Genomic DNA, 14,449 nt, shown 5'->3' on the forward strand with positions numbered 1-14,449 from the left:
GACGCTTTCACACCCGAGGAATGCGCCAACTATCTCAAAAATTCAGGCTATCGAACTTAATGCCATCACGCTTTAGCAAGCCGAGCGAAAAAAACTCCGGCCGCAGGGCGACCGGAGCGTTGCCATTTCACACGGCGAGACTAGTAACGCTTGGATGGGGCTGCGCCGCCCGTCGTGGGATCGTCGGCCGTTCCCTTCTGCACAGCGCTGCCCGTGGTGCCGACCGCGCCCCTGGTGCCTTTGGTCGATTTCATGCCGGTCTTCTCGCCCGTTGCGCCCGATTGAGCACTCATGTCCTCATCGCCGCTGCCCATCGTGCCGCCTTGCATGGGTTTGCCCTGCACCGTGCCACGCGTCTTGGCGTCGGGCGGTGCACCTTGCGCGAGTACGGGCGCGGCCACCAGAGCCGAGAGGGCGCATGCGATCATCGAGGTCTTCACCAACTTCATCCATTTCTCCTGGATTTTTTCGCGATGAATGGCCCGGCGGCTCCTGCGCCGCTCGCCTGCACCGGGCCATGTCATCGCGTAGAGAGTTCGAGCGGCGCGGTCGTCATGCAATCCGGATGGTGTGTTGATCGTTTAGGGATTTCGCGGCGGTTTCGCGAAATTGCGCTCCGCATATAAGGCAGCGCGGAACAACACACTCCACGCGCATCTTCGTTCTCAGCGAAACAGCCCGCTACTACCAATGCGTCTTCGACGCCGCCTAGAGTTTGCGCACACGAACGTTGATGTGGATGGGCGGGTTCTTGGCGATGCGCGCGATCGTGCCGGGATTGTGCACCGCGATGGTGTTGATGGCGCGGGTTGCCGACGCGCAAATGCCCTTGCCGTCGGCAAAGCCGCCGGACGGCGCAACGCTGTTCAAGCAGCAATGCGCCCTATGCCACACGACGAGTTCGTCGGAACCGATGCGGCAGGGGCCGCCGCTGGTGAGGATCGTTGGCCGGACTGCCGGCAAGATCGAAGGCTTTCACTATTCGGACGGCCTCGCGAAAGCTGATTTCACCTGGGACGAGACGAGGCTCGACGCGTGGCTGACCAATCCGCAAGCCGTCATTCCCGGCGTGGTCATGGCCTATCGGCAGGGAAAGCCGGAGACGCGCGCCGCCATCATCACCTACCTCAAGGAGCTGAACTGAATGGCCAAGCCCGTCCATTCCATGATCCGCGTGCTGGATGAGGCTCGCTCGCTCGACTTCTACAGGCGCGCCTTCGGCCTCGAAGTCGCCGACCATCTGAAGTTCGCCGACTTCGCCCTGATCTATCTGCGTCACCCGTCCTCACTTTTCGAGGTGGAGCTGACGGTGAATTTCGATCGCAAGGAGCCGTACGCGCTCGGCGACGGCTACGGCCATCTCGCCGTGGTGGTCGAGGATCTCGATACCGAGCATGCCCGCTTCGCGCGCGAGAAGCTCGCACCGGGACCGCTGCGCGACTTCAAGCACGACGGCCAAACGCTGGCGCGATTCTTCTTCGTCAGCGATCCCGATGGCTACAAGATCGAGGTGATCCAGCGGGGCGGACGTTTTAACTAAAATCAAAATTGCAAAAATCAAACGGAGGAATGCCATGAGAGAAGTCGATCGTCGAAGCAAGCACAGCCGCCGCGTCTTTCTCAAGGGCGCGGCCACCGCCGTGCCGGTCGCGGCCGTTGCGGCCAGCGTCGCTGCCAGCATCGAGGGCGCCTGGGCCGATGAGGCCAGCACGCTGTCGCCCGCGACGATGAAGACGCTGCTGAAGGTCGCGCGCGACATCTATCCCCACGACGTCCTCGGCGACAGCTACTACATCACCGCGATCAAGCCGTGGGATGGCAAGGCCGCCAAGGATCCCGCCGTCAAATCGCTGATCAGCGAGGGCATCACGCGGCTCGATCAGAATGCGCGGGATCGCCACAAGCTGGTTTATGCCGAAGTGCCCTGGGAAGCCGACCGCGTCGTGCTGCTGAAGGAAATCGAGCAGAGCGACTTCTTCCAGAAGGTGCGCGGCGACCTCATCGTCTCGCTCTACAACCAGAAAGAGGTCTGGCCGCGGTTCGGCTACGAGGGCTCCTCCGCCGAGCATGGAGGCTACATCAACCGCGGCTTCGCCGACATCGACTGGCTGCCGAAGGCTTAAGGGCCACCCAACGGTTCAGGAGAACGCATATGGCAAAATTCGATCTGAACGATTCCAGCGTTGTGGTGATCGTCGGCTCCGGCGCCGGCGGCGGCACGCTGGGCAACGAGCTCGCGCAGAAAGGCGTCAAGGTGGTCATCCTCGAAGCAGGTCCCCGCATCGAGAACCACGACTTCGTCAACGACGAGTGGGAGAGTTTTTCCCAGCTCGCCTGGACCGATGCGCGCACCACGTCGGGGACATGGCGCGTCGCCAAGGATTTTTCCGGCCTTCCCGCCTGGATCGTCAAGGCGGTCGGCGGCTCGACGACCCATTGGGCTGGCGCGTCACTGCGCTTCGACCAGCATGAGTTCAGGATCAAAAGCACCTACGGCAACATTCCGGGTGCCAACCTGCTGGACTGGCCGGTGACACTCGCCGAGATCGAGCCGTGGTACGCCAAGGCCGAGAACAAGATGGGTGTGACCCGCACCAACGGCATTCCCGGGCTTCCCGGCAACAATAATTTCAAGGTGCTCGAGGCCGGCGCGAAGAAGCTCGGCTACAAGACCGTGCACACCGGCAACATGGCGATCAACAGCCAGCCGCGCGACGGACGCGGCGCCTGCCAGCAGATCGGCTTCTGCTTCCAGGGCTGCAAATCCGGCGCGAAATGGTCGACGCTCTACACCGAGATCCCGAAGGGCGAGGCGACCGGCAATCTCGAAGTGCGGCCGAGCAGCATGGCGGTCAAGATCGAGCACGACGCCGGCGGCAAGGTCACCGGCGTCGTCTACGCCGACGAGAGCGGCGCGATGCAGCGCCAGAAGGCCCGCATCGTCGCGGTCGCCGGCAATTCGATCGAAAGCCCGCGGCTGCTGCTCAACAGCGCCTCGAGCATGTTCCCCGACGGTCTTGCGAATTCGTCGGGCCAGGTCGGCCGTAATTACATGCGCCACATGACCGGCAGCGTCTATGCCGTGTTCGAGAAGTCGGTGCACATGTATCGCGGCACCACGATGGCCGGCATCATTCGCGACGAAGCCGCCAACAACCCCAAGCGCGGCTTCGTCGGCGGCTACGAAATGGAGACGCTGTCGATCGGACTGCCGTTCATGGCGGCCTTTCTCAATCCCGGCGCCTGGGGCCGTCCGTTCACCGCGGCACTCGACGGCTATCCCAGGATGGCCGGCATGTGGCTGGTCGGCGAGGACATGCCGCAGGAGACCAACCGCATCACGCTCGACCCTGTCGTGAAAGACAAGTTCGGCCAGCCGGTCGCGAGCGTGCATTTCGACGATCATCCCAACGACCTCGCGATGCGCGCCCACGCCTACAAGCAGGGCGCCGCGGTCTACGACGCCGTCGGCGCCACCGTGACCTATCCGACGCCGCCCTATCCGAGCACGCACAATCTCGGCACCAACCGGATGAGCGAGAAGCCGCGGGACGGCGTGGTCAACAAGTTCGGCCAGAGCCACGACGTCAAGAACCTGTTCGTCTCCGACGGCAGCCAGTTCACCAGCGGCGCGGCCTGCAATCCGACCCTGACCATCGTCGCGCTCGCGATCCGCCAGGCGGACTACATGGCGGGGGCGATGCAGAAGAAGGAGATTTGATCTTACGTTGCTACGCGCTCGCCAGGACCACGTTGAAGGAAGGAGTGCGTATCCACGCTCAAGGTGTCGTCCCGGCGAACGCCGGGACCCATAACCACAGGGAGCAGTTTAACGAAGGCCAGTCGTTCGGTACTCGGATCACCTACGCTCGATAGATTCCGCGGTATGGGTCCCGGCGTTCGCCGGGACGACAATGCGGATGCAGGCTCGCCTCTACCCCCTTATTCGGCCGCGTCGAGAATGGGTGCAACCGTCGCCTTGAACTCCTGCACCGGCGCCACGCTCTTGGAGCGGTAGATCAGGCAGGAGCAGCGCAGCAGCGAGGCGAAATTGTTGACCTCGCCGTGATGGTCGAGCACCTCGCTGTAGAGCGTGGTCAGGAACTTGCCGACGCTCATGTTCTCCTTGGCCGCGATCTCCTCCAGCGTGTCCCAGAACGCCATCTCCAGCCGGATCGAGGTGCAGTGCCCGCCGATCCGCAACGAGCGGGTCTGGGATTCGTAGTCGCGTTGGGGCTGGTGCGCGAAGAGATGGCACATGGCGTCCTCCCGTCCTGTTGCCATTTTTTCACGATGCTACACCGCGCCCCGGCACCCCACAATCAGGACGGTGGCCAGAAGTCACGTCATCGGGCTCGCGCGATTTTCTCGAACGTCCAATGTCTTCAATGTGATAGGCATCCCTCTTCCCCAGCCGACCACGTTCCTGTTGCCCAACGCATGCTTTTGACGCAACACGGCCTAGAATAGCGCCGTCAGCGAATCCCGATCCGAGCCCATGCCCGTCCGCCAACTGCCAGAGCAAGTCGTCAACCGCATCGCCGCCGGTGAGGTGGTCGAGCGTCCGGCGAGCGTGGTCAAGGAACTCGTCGAGAATGCGATCGATGCGGGTGCCAGCCGGATCGACGTCTTCACCGATGGCGGCGGACGGCGGCGGATCGGCATCACCGACGACGGCGGCGGCATGACCGCAAAGGACCTCGCGCTCGCGGTCGAGCGCCATGCCACGTCCAAGCTCGACGACGAGGATCTGCTCCAGATCCGCACGCTCGGATTCCGCGGCGAGGCGCTGCCCTCGATCGGCTCCGTCGCGCGGCTGTCGATCACGACGCGGCATGCGAGCGAACCGCATGCCTGGGCGCTGTCAGTCGAGGGCGGCGAGAAGTCCGGGATCATGCCGGCGGCGCTGGCCCACGGCACGCGCGTTGAGGTCGGCGATCTCTTTTACGCGACCCCGGCGCGGCTGAAGTTTTTGAAGACCGACCGGACCGAGGCGGAGGCGATTCGCGAGGTGGTGCGGCGGCTCGCGATGGCGCGGCCCGACGTCGCGTTCACGCTCGCCGGCGAGGAGCGCGCGCCGGTGACCTGGGCTGCCGCGCTGCCCGGGACCGCAGGCCGGCTGACGCGGCTTGGGGATATCCTGGGCGCAGAGTTTCGCAGCCACGCCATCGAGGTCCATGCCGAACGCGAGGGCGTCGTCGTCGCCGGCTATGCCGCGGCACCCGCGCTGACCAAGGCCAATGCGCTCGGACAATATCTCTTCGTCAACGGCCGCCCGGTGCGCGACAAGCTGATCCTCGGCGCCGTGCGCGGGGCTTATGCCGACTATCTGCCGCGCGACCGTCACCCGGTGCTGGCGCTGTTCGTCACGCTCGATCCGCGCGAGGTCGATGCCAACGTCCATCCGGCCAAGACCGAGGTGCGCTTCCGCAACGCCGGCCTCGTCCGCGCTCTGATCGTGCACGGCTTGAAGGAGGCCCTCGCGCGCGAGGGCCGGCGCACCGCCGCCAACAGCGGCGAGAGCGCATTGTCCTCGTTCCGGCCGGCCTTCGCGCCGCGGCCGGCGAGCTGGGACTGGCGGGCTTCGCCATCCGCCCCGATGGCTTCCTTCGAAGGCTCGGCCGCGCCCGCCTTCGCCGAGCGCGCGCAGGCCGCGTTCGAGGTCGGCGCGCCAAGCGCGGACGTGCGGTTCGAGACGCAGCCCGTGGCCGACCTCGTCGATCGTCCGCTCGGAGCGGCGCGCACCCAGATCCACGAGACCTACATCGTCTCGCAGACCCGCGACGGCCTCATCATCGTCGACCAGCATGCCGCGCATGAGCGCATCGTCTATGAGCGGCTGAAGGCCTCGCTCGCCGAGAACGGCGTGCAGCGGCAGATCCTGCTGATCCCCGAGATCGTCGAGATGGACGAGGCCACGGTGGAACGCCTGCTGGAGCGCAGCGAGGAGCTGGCCTCCTTCGGCCTTGCCATCGAATCCTTCGGCCCCGGTGCGGTCGCGGTGCGCGAGACGCCCTCGCTGCTCGGCAAGACCAACGCAGGCGGTCTGCTGCGCGATCTTTCCGAGCATATGGCCGAATGGGACGAGGCGCTTCCTCTCGAGCGCCGCCTGATGCACGTCGCCGCGACCATGGCCTGCCACGGCTCGGTGCGCGCCGGCCGCAGGCTGCGGCCCGAGGAGATGAACGCGCTGCTCCGCGAGATGGAGGACACCCCGAACTCCGGCCAGTGCAATCACGGCCGGCCGACCTATGTCGAGCTGAAGCTGAGCGATGTGGAGAAGCTGTTCGGAAGACGGTGAACTTCGTAGGGTGGGCAAAGCGAAGCGTGCCCACCATCGCGATCGAGGCATTTAATGGTGGGCACGGCGCGCGAAGAGCGCACCTTTGCCCACCCTACGAAGCTTTGCCCACCCTACGGCAGCGAGACTACGGTCTCTTCAAGAACACGAACTCGGTGTCGTCATACGCGCGCCGCTCCAATTCCGCGTAGCCCTCAGGCGCGGCAAACTGCGCAGCCTTCGCCTCCTCCAACACCAGCAGCGCACCCGGCGTCAGCCAGCCCCCATCGCGCAGGCTCGCGAGCGCCTTTTCGGCGAGGCCCTTGCCATAGGGCGGATCGAGGAACACCAGAGAGAACGGCTCGACCGGATGCGCGGGACCGAGATCGGTGGCATCGCGGCGATAGACCTTAGTCACGCCGCCGAGGCCGAGCGTCTCGACGTTGCTACGCAGCAGCGCCCGTGCTTCCGCACCGTTGTCGACGAACAGCGTGAACTTCGCGCCGCGTGACGACGCCTCGATGCCGAGTGCACCGGTGCCGGCGAACAGGTCGAGCACGCGCGCGTCCAGAATCGGATCGTCATAGGCGTGCACGAGGATGTTGAACACTGCCTCGCGCAGCCGGTCCGCCGTGGGGCGGATATCGCGCGAGGACGGTGAGGCCAGATTGCGCCCCTTCAAGCGACCGCCGACGACGCGCAACTAGTCCTCCTTTGGCGTCAGGTCGCGCTTGCCGTGATAGCCGCGCTTGGGACGGCGCGGCGGGCCGTAGCCGCTCGCCTCGGCCTCATTGCGCTCGCGCGCTTCCTCGCTGCCGGTGCGCTGCACCAGCACGCGGCGGCCCTTGCGGTCAGCGATCACGTCACGCTTGCTGGCGGGCTTCTTCTCGCGCGGCGCGCCGTCGTCGTCGTCGCTCGACGATGATTTTTTCGGCACGTCGAACTGAGCGCCCGACTTCTCGATCACCTTGTCACCGAGCTGCTCGCGCAGCACGCGCGACTTGATCTCCTCGACCTGGCCTTCGGGGACCTCACCGAGCTGGAACGGTCCGTAGGAGACGCGGATCAACCGGTTTACCTCGAGCCCGAGATGGGCGCAGACGTTGCGCACCTCGCGGTTCTTGCCTTCGCGGATGGCGAATACCAGCCAGACATTGGCGCCCTGGTCGCGCTCCAGCGTGGCGTCGATCGGGCCGTATTTGACGCCCTCGATCTCGATGCCGTTCTTGAGTTCGTCGAGCTGGGCCTGGGTGACATCGCCATGGGCGCGAACGCGGTAGCGGCGCAGCCAGCCGGTGTCGGGCAGCTCGAGCGTGCGCGCGAGGCCGCCGTCATTGGTGAGCAGCAGCAGGCCCTCGGTGTTGAAGTCAAGCCGGCCGATCGAGATCAGGCGCGGCAGGCCTTCGGGCAGATTGTCGAACACGGTCGGACGCCCCTCGGGGTCGTCATGCGTGGTCATCAGGCCGCGCGGCTTGTGATAGAGGAACAGCCGGGTGCGCTCGCGCTCCGGCAACGGCTTGCCGTCGACCATGACGACGTCGTTCGGGGTGATGTCGAGCGCCGGTGAGTTGATCAGCCGGCCATTGACGGTGACGCGGCCCTGCGTGACCATCTCCTCGGCATCGCGGCGCGAGGCGAGGCCCGCGCGCGACAGCACCTTGGCGATACGCTCGCCGGCCTTCTTCGGCTTCGGCTCTTCGTCGCGCCGCGGCCGCCCCTCGAAGTCACGATCGCGGCTGCGATACGCGCCGCGGCCGCCGAACGCCGGACGCTTCTCAAAGATCCTGCTCTCATCCTCGTTTTCACGGCGCGGACGATCGCCGAAGCGGCTTTCGCTGCGCGGATGCTCGTGCCAGTCGGAGCGGCCCTCGGAGCGCTCGCGCGGCCGAGCGAATTTCGGCCGGTCGCCGCCGCGCTCGCCACGTTCGCCATCACGGCGGGGCCGGTCGAACTTGGGACGATCCTCGCGCGGACGGTCGAATTTCGGACGCTCGCGGAACGGACGATCGCCCGACGGACGATCGTCGCGCGGACGCGAGAAACGCGGACGGTCATCACCACCGCCTTCGCGCTTCTGCCAGGGCTTGTCTGCGCCGCGGTCGCGGCCGCCAAAATCCTTGCGCGGCCCGCGATCCGGTGCGCCCCGCGAAAACTTTCGCTCACCGTCGAACTTGCGTTCCGGACGCTCGCCGCGTGGCGCGCGATCACCGCGATCGAAATTCGGACGGTCTCCACGCGGCTTGAAGCTGCGCTCGCCACGGTCCTCACGCGGCCCGCGGTCCGGCGCGCCCCGCGAGAACTTCCGCTCGCCTTCGAACTTGCGTTCCGGGCGGTCGCCACGGGGTGCGTAGGGCTTCTTGTCGCCAAACTTTCTGTCACCGGTCCGGCCGGCGGGGCGGGACTCGTCACGATCCCGGCTGCGCGGCGGACGGTCGTCACGGCCATAGGACGGGCGATCACCGCGCGGCTTGAACGGCCGCTTCTCGCCATCGCGCGAGGAGCGATCGGAGAACGGACGGTCGCCACGCGGCTTGAAGCTGCGCTCGCCGCGGTCCTCGCCACGCGGCCGGTCGTCGCGATTGAACTTCGGGCGCTCGCTGAAATCGCGGCGCGGGGCATCGCCCTCCTCGCGGCGACGGAACGGACGGTCCCCGCGGTCGGCGCGAGGCGGACGGCTGTCGCGGTCGCCACGGGGCGGGCGGGCGTCGCTCCTGCCCTCGGGGCCGCGCTTGGCGAATTTCTTGTCGGGGCCACGCGGCTTGCCGGACCGGCCCTTGGCCGGTCCCTTGGACGGTCCTTTGGGGGGGCCTCGCCGGCCGCGGGAATCGTTGTCTTTGTCGCTGTCGCGAGGCATGAATAATCTCACTTAGGGGGTGGCCAAAAGCGGTGTGCGCGCTCGCTTCGAGCCGCATGCTCAGGCAAATCCGGTATTCACTCTTGCTGAAGGCGGAGCTACTAGCAGGTTTCTGGCGATGATACGAGGCTTGAAAGCCCCCTCTTTCATGGATCTGGCGCTCAAAACGGCCGAAAATGCCGGAAAGGCGGGCGAAGTTCCGATTGGATGCGTGGTGGTCCGCAATTACGAGGTCATTGCCACTGCGGCCAACCGGACGCTGACCGATTACGACCCCACGGCCCACGCCGAGATCGTTGCGCTGCGCGAGGCGGCCGCCAAGATCGGCAGCGAGCGCCTGGTCGACTGCGACCTTTACGTGACGCTGGAGCCCTGCACCATGTGTGCGGGCGCGATCTCCTTTGCAAGGGTCCGGCGGCTCTATTACGGCGCGGCCGACCCCAAGGGCGGCGCGGTCGAGTCCGGCGTGCGCTTCTTTGCCTCGCCGACCTGCCATCACGCGCCGGATGTCTATTCCGGGGTCGGCGAAAGCGAGGCGGCGCGGCTGCTCAAGGAGTTCTTTCGGGAGCGGCGCTAGGGCGCGAGGAAAAACTCCCGCAGCGCCTTGGCGGTGACATCCGGGTTTTCTTCGGTGAGGAAGTGTCCGGAGTCCACCGGCATCCCCTCCACGTTCGTGGCCCATTGCTTCCAGGTGTCGAGCGGCGTCGCGGCGGCCTGCGCGATGCCGGCATTGCCCCACAGCGCCAGCATGGGAATGGTGATCTTCTTGCCGGCCTCGAAATCGGCCTTGTCGAGGTCGTAGTCGAAATAGGCGCCGGCGCGGTAGTCCTCGCACATCGCGTGGACGCGGGCGGGATCGCGGAACGGGGCGAGGTAGTGTTCGAGCGCGCGCGGGTCGATCGCGTCCAGCGTCTTCGACCTGGTCTGGCTCGCCATCTTGAAGCGCAGGAAGAAGTCGCCGTTGCTCGAGATCAGCGTCTCCGGCAGCGGATAGGGCTGCGCGAGGAAGGTCCAGTGATAGATCTTCAGCGCGTAGGCGCGGTTCATCCGCTCCCAGTAATTATAGGTCGGCAGGATATCGAGCACGGCGAGCTTCGAGAGCCGGCCGGGATGGTCGAGCGCGAGGCGGTAGGAGACGCGGCCGCCGCGATCATGACCGGCGAGTGCGAAGTGGACATGGCCGAGGCGCTCCATCAGCTCGACCATGGCCTTGGCCATCGCGCGCTTGCTGTAGGGCATGTGCAGCGCATCGCTCTGCGGCATGTCGGACCAGCCATAGCCCGGCAGGTCGGCGATGATCAGCGTGAAGGCGTCGGCCAATTGCGGCGCCACGCGGTGCCACATCACGTTGGTCTCCGAGAAGCCATGCAGCAGCAGCAGCGGCGGGCCGTTGCCGCCGACGCGGGCGAAAATGCGGCCGAAGGAGGTGTTGATCCATTCGGAGGCGAAGCCGGGGTAGAGGTCGGCGAGATCGGACATCTTGTTGCATCCTTATCGGGTCAGTCTTATCGGTCAGTCTTGGAGCTGCTCCCAACAAAATGTTGAAAACAACCCCATGCACAGTAGCTAAGTTCAAGTCCTGATTGAATAATTCCAAAATGCCGACGGGCGGGCCGCCCGTTGCGCAGCAATCGGAAAAAAGCCTGTCAGCTCCTGGCCTTCTCGGCCTCCACCGCCTGCCAGCCGATGTCGCGGCGGCAAAACCCGTCCGGCCAGTTGATGCGGTCGACGGCCTGGTAGGCGCGGGCCTGCGCTTCGGTCACGGTCGCCCCCAGCGCGCAGACATTGAGCACGCGGCCGCCATTGGCGAGGATCGCGCCGTCCTTCGCAACCGTCCCGGCGTGAAAGATCTCGGCGGTCTCGACCTTGGCGGCGTCATCGAGCCCCTCGATGCGCGTGCCTTTCTGATAGTCGCCGGGATAGCCCTTCGCCGCCATCACCACGGTGAGCGCGGTTTCCGGATGCCAGCGCAGGTCGAAGTTCTTCAGCTGGCCGTCGCAGGCGGCGAGGAATGCCGGCACGATGTCGCTCATCATGCGCAGCATCAGCACCTGGCACTCGGGATCGCCGAAGCGAACGTTGAACTCGAACAGCTTTGGGCCCTGCGTCGTCAGCATGATGCCGGCGTAGAGAATGCCGCGGAACGGCGTGCCGCGCTGCTTCATGCCTGATACCGTCGGCAGGATGATCTTGGCCATGATCGCGTCGTGGACCGCAGGCGTCACCAGCGGCGTCGGCGAATAGGCGCCCATGCCGCCGGTGTTCGGGCCGACATCGTGGTCGAACACGCGCTTGTGGTCCTGCGCGGAGGCCAGCGGGATCGCGGTCTCGCCGTCGCACAGGGCGAAGAAGCTGATCTCGCGGCCCGGCAGAAACTCCTCGATCACGACCTCGGTGCCGGCCTCGCCAAAGGCGCCCTCGAACATCATGGCGATGGCGTCGTCAGCTTCGCGCACCGTCTTGGCGACGACGACGCCTTTGCCGGCGGCGAGGCCATCGGCCTTCACGACGATCGGCGCGCCCTGGCTGTGGACGTAATCGCTGGCATCCCTGGCGTTGGTGAAACGCTTGTAGGCGCCGGTCGGAATGCCGAATTCGGTGCAGAGCGCCTTGGTGAACCCCTTGGAGCTTTCGAGCTGGGCGGGGATCCTGTTCGGGCCGAACGCCTTGATGCCGGCAGCGGTGAGATCATCGACGATGCCGGCCGCCAGCGGCGTCTCCGGTCCGACCACCACGAGCTCCACCGCATTCTTTTTGCAGAAGTCGATCACGGCGGCATGGTCGGCAACATCGAGCGCCACGCACTCCGCCTCGCGCGCGATCCCGGCATTGCCGGGCGCGCACCAGAATTTGGTCACCAGGGGGGAGGCTGCGATCTTCCACGCCAGGGCATGTTCGCGGCCGCCGGAACCGAGCAGGAGAATGTGCATCGAGGGCTCAGAATGAGGGGTTTTGCTGGGGGCGGAGGTCGCATGAATCGGGGTGGGGCTCAAGGGGGAACGCCCTACCTTCCCCTCATTCCGGAACGCGACGAAGGCTCTGCTGGCCCTGTGAACAACCGGGACAAGCGTCCTGATCGTCGCATTGCTACTCTGCATTGTGCCATCGTAGGCTCCTCGATTCGCAGGCGGGTAAACAGATGGTGCCAGACGACAAGACGAAACATTGGGCCGACTGGCTGGCATTGGGAATCTCACTTCTCTCGCTAGCCATCTCAGCCTCTCGGCCTATCGCACTGTCTTTTTTCAGCGCGACGACATTCGGCTTATTGTGGGCAACGCGCTGAACGTGACACGGGATAAAAGCGATTTGCTGTTGGCGCAGGATCAGGAGTTCACGTTCATCAACTCCGGGAACCGCCAAGCAGTCGTAAGCGAAATCTACGGCGAGCTGGTGCTGGCCACCGATCCCAATTCGGGATGCGTTGGCCGGCTCGCAAAATCCATTATTATCAATCCGACCCAAATAGTATTGAAGCCGGGAGACATTCTTCCTCTGCGCGCTAAGCTGATTCAACATTATCCTTGGGAGAAGGATAAGGATGGCTTTCGATTCCGCCAGAGCAAAGAAGAGCAAGATTCGCGGTATCTCGTCTGCATACATTTGTACGTCACCACCCCGGACAGCTCATCGGCGAAGTGGGTGCAGCCGCTCTATTCGGCGCCGCCGAACGAACCGGCATCAGAATTATTCGGCAAGGACGAACCGCTTAGAGTGATCCAACGAACGAGTTGGGGCTTTGGGTAAGAGTCGGACCGGGCAGCAGCACTAATGCAGCGATCTCTTAAGGACCGGGTGAGGGAGTGGTGGTGGAGCATTCGGTACTCCCATCCTATTTCTCGCATACCGTGGTCAGCCATCCGGCGCATCGGTCAATCGAGACTGCTGGCGCTCACAATCGTGGTGCCATTTCTGGGCTCGTTATTGCTCTTTAACCAGTCGGTCGTTGACGTTCTGACGCTTTCGCCCGAACTGGTGCACCGTTGGTTTCACCTGAGTGCAAATGAGACCGCTGACGCCGCGCGGAAGCTGACTCTTTCGAGATTGTACTATGTGTACTTCGGCCTAACCCTGCTCGGTGTCGGGTCAGCCTTATTTGTTTTATTCTGCCCCCTCGAAATCAAGAACTACTCAGCCTCTATCGAATATCAGGCGGCCGAAGGCCCGCATGTCAGCAAACCCAGGATGACGCTCATCTTACCCTTCGTAGCGCTGCAATACAGCCAGTGGATGGGAGACGAGGTTTATCGCGATGACACCAGGGCATTTGTCCGAGCCATGGGTTTGCCCCGTGAGTTTGACGTGTTCTTCACAGCGGTCATTAGCGAGTTGTACTTGAAAGTGCGCGAAGATACGCTGGAAGAGATACGAGACAACCTAGAGGGCGACAACGGGCATCCCTACGAAGATGCCCGCCACAGGCCGGATCCATCAAAAATTGCGCACGTCATTCATTCCGGTGCCAGAATCCAATGGGGGTTTGTCGATAGTCTGGAGGAAGAGGCAACCAATTATTTTCGCAATGACGTACTGATGCTACACTACATGGCCCTCGATCACACCAAGCCATATTTAAGGCTCATCATTGCAGCGTTTTATGGGCTCGGGTTCGGGCTACTGCTCATTCCCACCGTTCAGACCTTTATCACGCTTGCATCGAACTTCGTTAAACGTTTTGCGGAGATCTATGATGTGCGCTCACAAATCGTACATAGAGGCAAGCATCGACTCAGCGGCAAAGAACAGTGGATGCTCAGCCAATTACGTTCCATTTGCAGGCGAGTTATCCAGAAGGAGGTCAGTCTGCTCGTCGCCAACAAGGTAGCGGGGGGAGTGTGATACAATGCTGGTAAACATTGCTGATTTCCCTCGTCAGCTATTTTCAATATTGTAGCCGTCGGATAGCGCAATCCGCCCCTGGGCACCATCCTCTTGAAGGTCGCTGATCCCTTACCCAACTGCACCAATCTTGCCGATGGCCTACCCCTGCTTCCCCACAATGATCTCCTGCAGTGTCGCCACATGCCGCGCAAACGCGCCGCGCCCTGATGCGGTGGCGGTGACCGTGGTTTGCGGCTTCTTGCCGACGAAGGCTTTCTCCACCGAAACATAACCCGCCTTCGCCAGCGTCTCGATATGCGCGCCGAGATTGCCGTCGGTCGCGCCGGTGAGCTTTTTCAGCCGCGAGAACTCCAGACCAGCTGAGACCGGCAGCGCGTTCAGGGCCGCCATGATCTTCAATCGCAACGGCTGGTGGATGATGTCGTCGAGCTCGGCCATGCGCTAGATCCGCCGCATCCAGAGGCCGCCGAGGA

The 14,449-nt window shown here is 64.2% G+C and carries 16 protein-coding genes; 8 read left to right on the forward strand and 8 right to left on the reverse strand.

All coding sequences use genetic code 11. From position 1 onward, the window contains the following. Positions 1 to 140: 140 nt before the first annotated feature. Entirely contained in the window at positions 141 to 449 is a 309-nt protein-coding gene (locus tag QSV46_RS29565; RefSeq protein ID WP_314959974.1) for a hypothetical protein, read from the reverse strand. A 259-nt stretch (positions 450 to 708) separates the two neighbouring features. Next, a complete protein-coding gene (locus tag QSV46_RS29570; protein WP_314960307.1) occupies positions 709 to 870 on the reverse strand; it encodes a hypothetical protein in 162 nt (53 codons plus the stop codon). Here QSV46_RS29570 and QSV46_RS29575 point away from each other — a divergent pair. From QSV46_RS29575 to QSV46_RS29590, 4 genes are read left to right on the forward strand one after another with little or no spacing between them, the layout of a single operon-like run. Beyond that, on the forward strand, positions 824 to 1,144 hold the full coding sequence (locus QSV46_RS29575) for a c-type cytochrome (RefSeq protein ID WP_314960292.1): 321 nt from the start codon (positions 824 to 826) through the stop codon (positions 1,142 to 1,144). The genes QSV46_RS29570 and QSV46_RS29575 overlap by 47 nt on opposite strands. Then, positions 1,145 to 1,540 (forward strand): VOC family protein, encoded by a 396-nt coding sequence (locus QSV46_RS29580; RefSeq protein WP_314959977.1) that lies wholly within the window; start codon positions 1,145 to 1,147, stop codon positions 1,538 to 1,540. 34 nt (positions 1,541 to 1,574) lie between these two features. Next, complete coding sequence (locus tag QSV46_RS29585) at positions 1,575 to 2,123, forward strand: gluconate 2-dehydrogenase subunit 3 family protein (protein ID WP_314959979.1); 549 nt, start codon at positions 1,575 to 1,577, stop codon at positions 2,121 to 2,123. Between the two features lie 29 nt (positions 2,124 to 2,152). Next, positions 2,153 to 3,721, forward strand: a complete 1,569-nt coding sequence (locus QSV46_RS29590; RefSeq protein ID WP_314959981.1) for a GMC family oxidoreductase — start codon at positions 2,153 to 2,155, stop codon at positions 3,719 to 3,721. Between the two features lie 221 nt (positions 3,722 to 3,942). Here the strand turns inward: QSV46_RS29590 and QSV46_RS29595 are convergent, their stop codons facing one another. Beyond that, positions 3,943 to 4,260: a ribbon-helix-helix domain-containing protein gene (locus QSV46_RS29595; protein ID WP_314959985.1), complete on the reverse strand. Its 318-nt coding sequence runs from the start codon at positions 4,258 to 4,260 to the stop codon at positions 3,943 to 3,945. A gap of 238 nt (positions 4,261 to 4,498) precedes the next feature. Between QSV46_RS29595 and mutL the strand changes: the two genes are divergently transcribed. Beyond that, positions 4,499 to 6,301 carry a DNA mismatch repair endonuclease MutL gene (gene mutL, locus QSV46_RS29600; RefSeq protein WP_314959986.1) on the forward strand — a complete coding sequence of 601 codons (1,803 nt, stop codon included), beginning with the start codon at positions 4,499 to 4,501 and terminating at the stop codon, positions 6,299 to 6,301. A gap of 127 nt (positions 6,302 to 6,428) precedes the next feature. Here mutL and rsmD read toward each other — a convergent pair whose 3' ends face one another. Together rsmD and QSV46_RS29610 are read right to left on the reverse strand one after the other, a co-directional pair. Continuing rightward, complete coding sequence (rsmD, locus tag QSV46_RS29605; RefSeq protein ID WP_314959988.1) at positions 6,429 to 6,983, reverse strand: 16S rRNA (guanine(966)-N(2))-methyltransferase RsmD; 555 nt, start codon at positions 6,981 to 6,983, stop codon at positions 6,429 to 6,431. Then, entirely contained in the window at positions 6,984 to 9,134 is a 2,151-nt protein-coding gene (locus QSV46_RS29610) for a pseudouridine synthase (protein ID WP_314959991.1), read from the reverse strand. It abuts the gene before it with no gap. A 118-nt stretch (positions 9,135 to 9,252) separates the two neighbouring features. Here QSV46_RS29610 and QSV46_RS29615 point away from each other — a divergent pair, with 118 nt between their 5' ends. After that, positions 9,253 to 9,711 carry a nucleoside deaminase gene (locus QSV46_RS29615; RefSeq protein WP_314959994.1) on the forward strand — a complete coding sequence of 153 codons (459 nt, stop codon included), beginning with the start codon at positions 9,253 to 9,255 and terminating at the stop codon, positions 9,709 to 9,711. On the opposite strand, the gene QSV46_RS29620 is transcribed toward QSV46_RS29615, so the two are convergent. Together QSV46_RS29620 and purD are read right to left on the reverse strand one after the other, a co-directional pair. Next, the gene (locus QSV46_RS29620) at positions 9,708 to 10,613 is read right to left on the reverse strand and encodes an alpha/beta hydrolase (protein ID WP_314959996.1); all 906 of its coding nucleotides are present in this window, start codon (positions 10,611 to 10,613) and stop codon (positions 9,708 to 9,710) included. The two genes, QSV46_RS29615 and QSV46_RS29620, sit on opposite strands and share 4 nt — an antisense overlap. Positions 10,614 to 10,780: 167 nt before the next feature. Beyond that, entirely contained in the window at positions 10,781 to 12,064 is a 1,284-nt protein-coding gene (purD, locus tag QSV46_RS29625; protein ID WP_314959998.1) for a phosphoribosylamine--glycine ligase, read from the reverse strand. A gap of 235 nt (positions 12,065 to 12,299) precedes the next feature. Here purD and QSV46_RS29630 point away from each other — a divergent pair, with 235 nt between their 5' ends. Both QSV46_RS29630 and QSV46_RS29635 read left to right on the forward strand, forming a co-directional pair. Continuing rightward, positions 12,300 to 12,881 (forward strand): hypothetical protein, encoded by a 582-nt coding sequence (locus tag QSV46_RS29630; RefSeq protein ID WP_314960000.1) that lies wholly within the window; start codon positions 12,300 to 12,302, stop codon positions 12,879 to 12,881. A 153-nt stretch (positions 12,882 to 13,034) separates the two neighbouring features. Next, positions 13,035 to 13,973 (forward strand): hypothetical protein, encoded by a 939-nt coding sequence (locus QSV46_RS29635; protein ID WP_314960002.1) that lies wholly within the window; start codon positions 13,035 to 13,037, stop codon positions 13,971 to 13,973. A 141-nt stretch (positions 13,974 to 14,114) separates the two neighbouring features. On the opposite strand, the gene QSV46_RS29640 is transcribed toward QSV46_RS29635, so the two are convergent. Beyond that, positions 14,115 to 14,414: a transcriptional regulator gene (locus tag QSV46_RS29640; protein ID WP_314960005.1), complete on the reverse strand. Its 300-nt coding sequence runs from the start codon at positions 14,412 to 14,414 to the stop codon at positions 14,115 to 14,117. Between the last annotated feature and the right edge of the window lie 35 nt (positions 14,415 to 14,449).

The sequence above is a fragment of the Bradyrhizobium cosmicum genome (genome assembly GCF_032290525.1).
Lineage (GTDB): Bacteria > Pseudomonadota > Alphaproteobacteria > Rhizobiales > Xanthobacteraceae > Bradyrhizobium > Bradyrhizobium cosmicum_A.

What these genes read in the sequence shown, in the direction of transcription:
- QSV46_RS29565 (WP_314959974.1), bottom strand. Translation starts at nt 449, where the DNA reads ATGAAGTTGGTGAAGACCTCGATGATCGCATGCGCCCTCTCGGCTCTG.
- QSV46_RS29575 (WP_314960292.1), top strand. Translation starts at nt 824, where the DNA reads ATGCCCTTGCCGTCGGCAAAGCCGCCGGACGGCGCAACGCTGTTCAAG.
- QSV46_RS29580 (WP_314959977.1), top strand. Translation starts at nt 1,145, where the DNA reads ATGGCCAAGCCCGTCCATTCCATGATCCGCGTGCTGGATGAGGCTCGC.
- QSV46_RS29585 (WP_314959979.1), top strand. Translation starts at nt 1,575, where the DNA reads ATGAGAGAAGTCGATCGTCGAAGCAAGCACAGCCGCCGCGTCTTTCTC.
- QSV46_RS29590 (WP_314959981.1), top strand. Translation starts at nt 2,153, where the DNA reads ATGGCAAAATTCGATCTGAACGATTCCAGCGTTGTGGTGATCGTCGGC.
- QSV46_RS29595 (WP_314959985.1), bottom strand. Translation starts at nt 4,260, where the DNA reads ATGTGCCATCTCTTCGCGCACCAGCCCCAACGCGACTACGAATCCCAG.
- mutL (WP_314959986.1), top strand. Translation starts at nt 4,499, where the DNA reads ATGCCCGTCCGCCAACTGCCAGAGCAAGTCGTCAACCGCATCGCCGCC.
- QSV46_RS29610 (WP_314959991.1), bottom strand. Translation starts at nt 9,134, where the DNA reads ATGCCTCGCGACAGCGACAAAGACAACGATTCCCGCGGCCGGCGAGGC.
- QSV46_RS29615 (WP_314959994.1), top strand. Translation starts at nt 9,253, where the DNA reads ATGATACGAGGCTTGAAAGCCCCCTCTTTCATGGATCTGGCGCTCAAA.
- QSV46_RS29620 (WP_314959996.1), bottom strand. Translation starts at nt 10,613, where the DNA reads ATGTCCGATCTCGCCGACCTCTACCCCGGCTTCGCCTCCGAATGGATC.
- purD (WP_314959998.1), bottom strand. Translation starts at nt 12,064, where the DNA reads ATGCACATTCTCCTGCTCGGTTCCGGCGGCCGCGAACATGCCCTGGCG.
- QSV46_RS29640 (WP_314960005.1), bottom strand. Translation starts at nt 14,414, where the DNA reads ATGGCCGAGCTCGACGACATCATCCACCAGCCGTTGCGATTGAAGATC.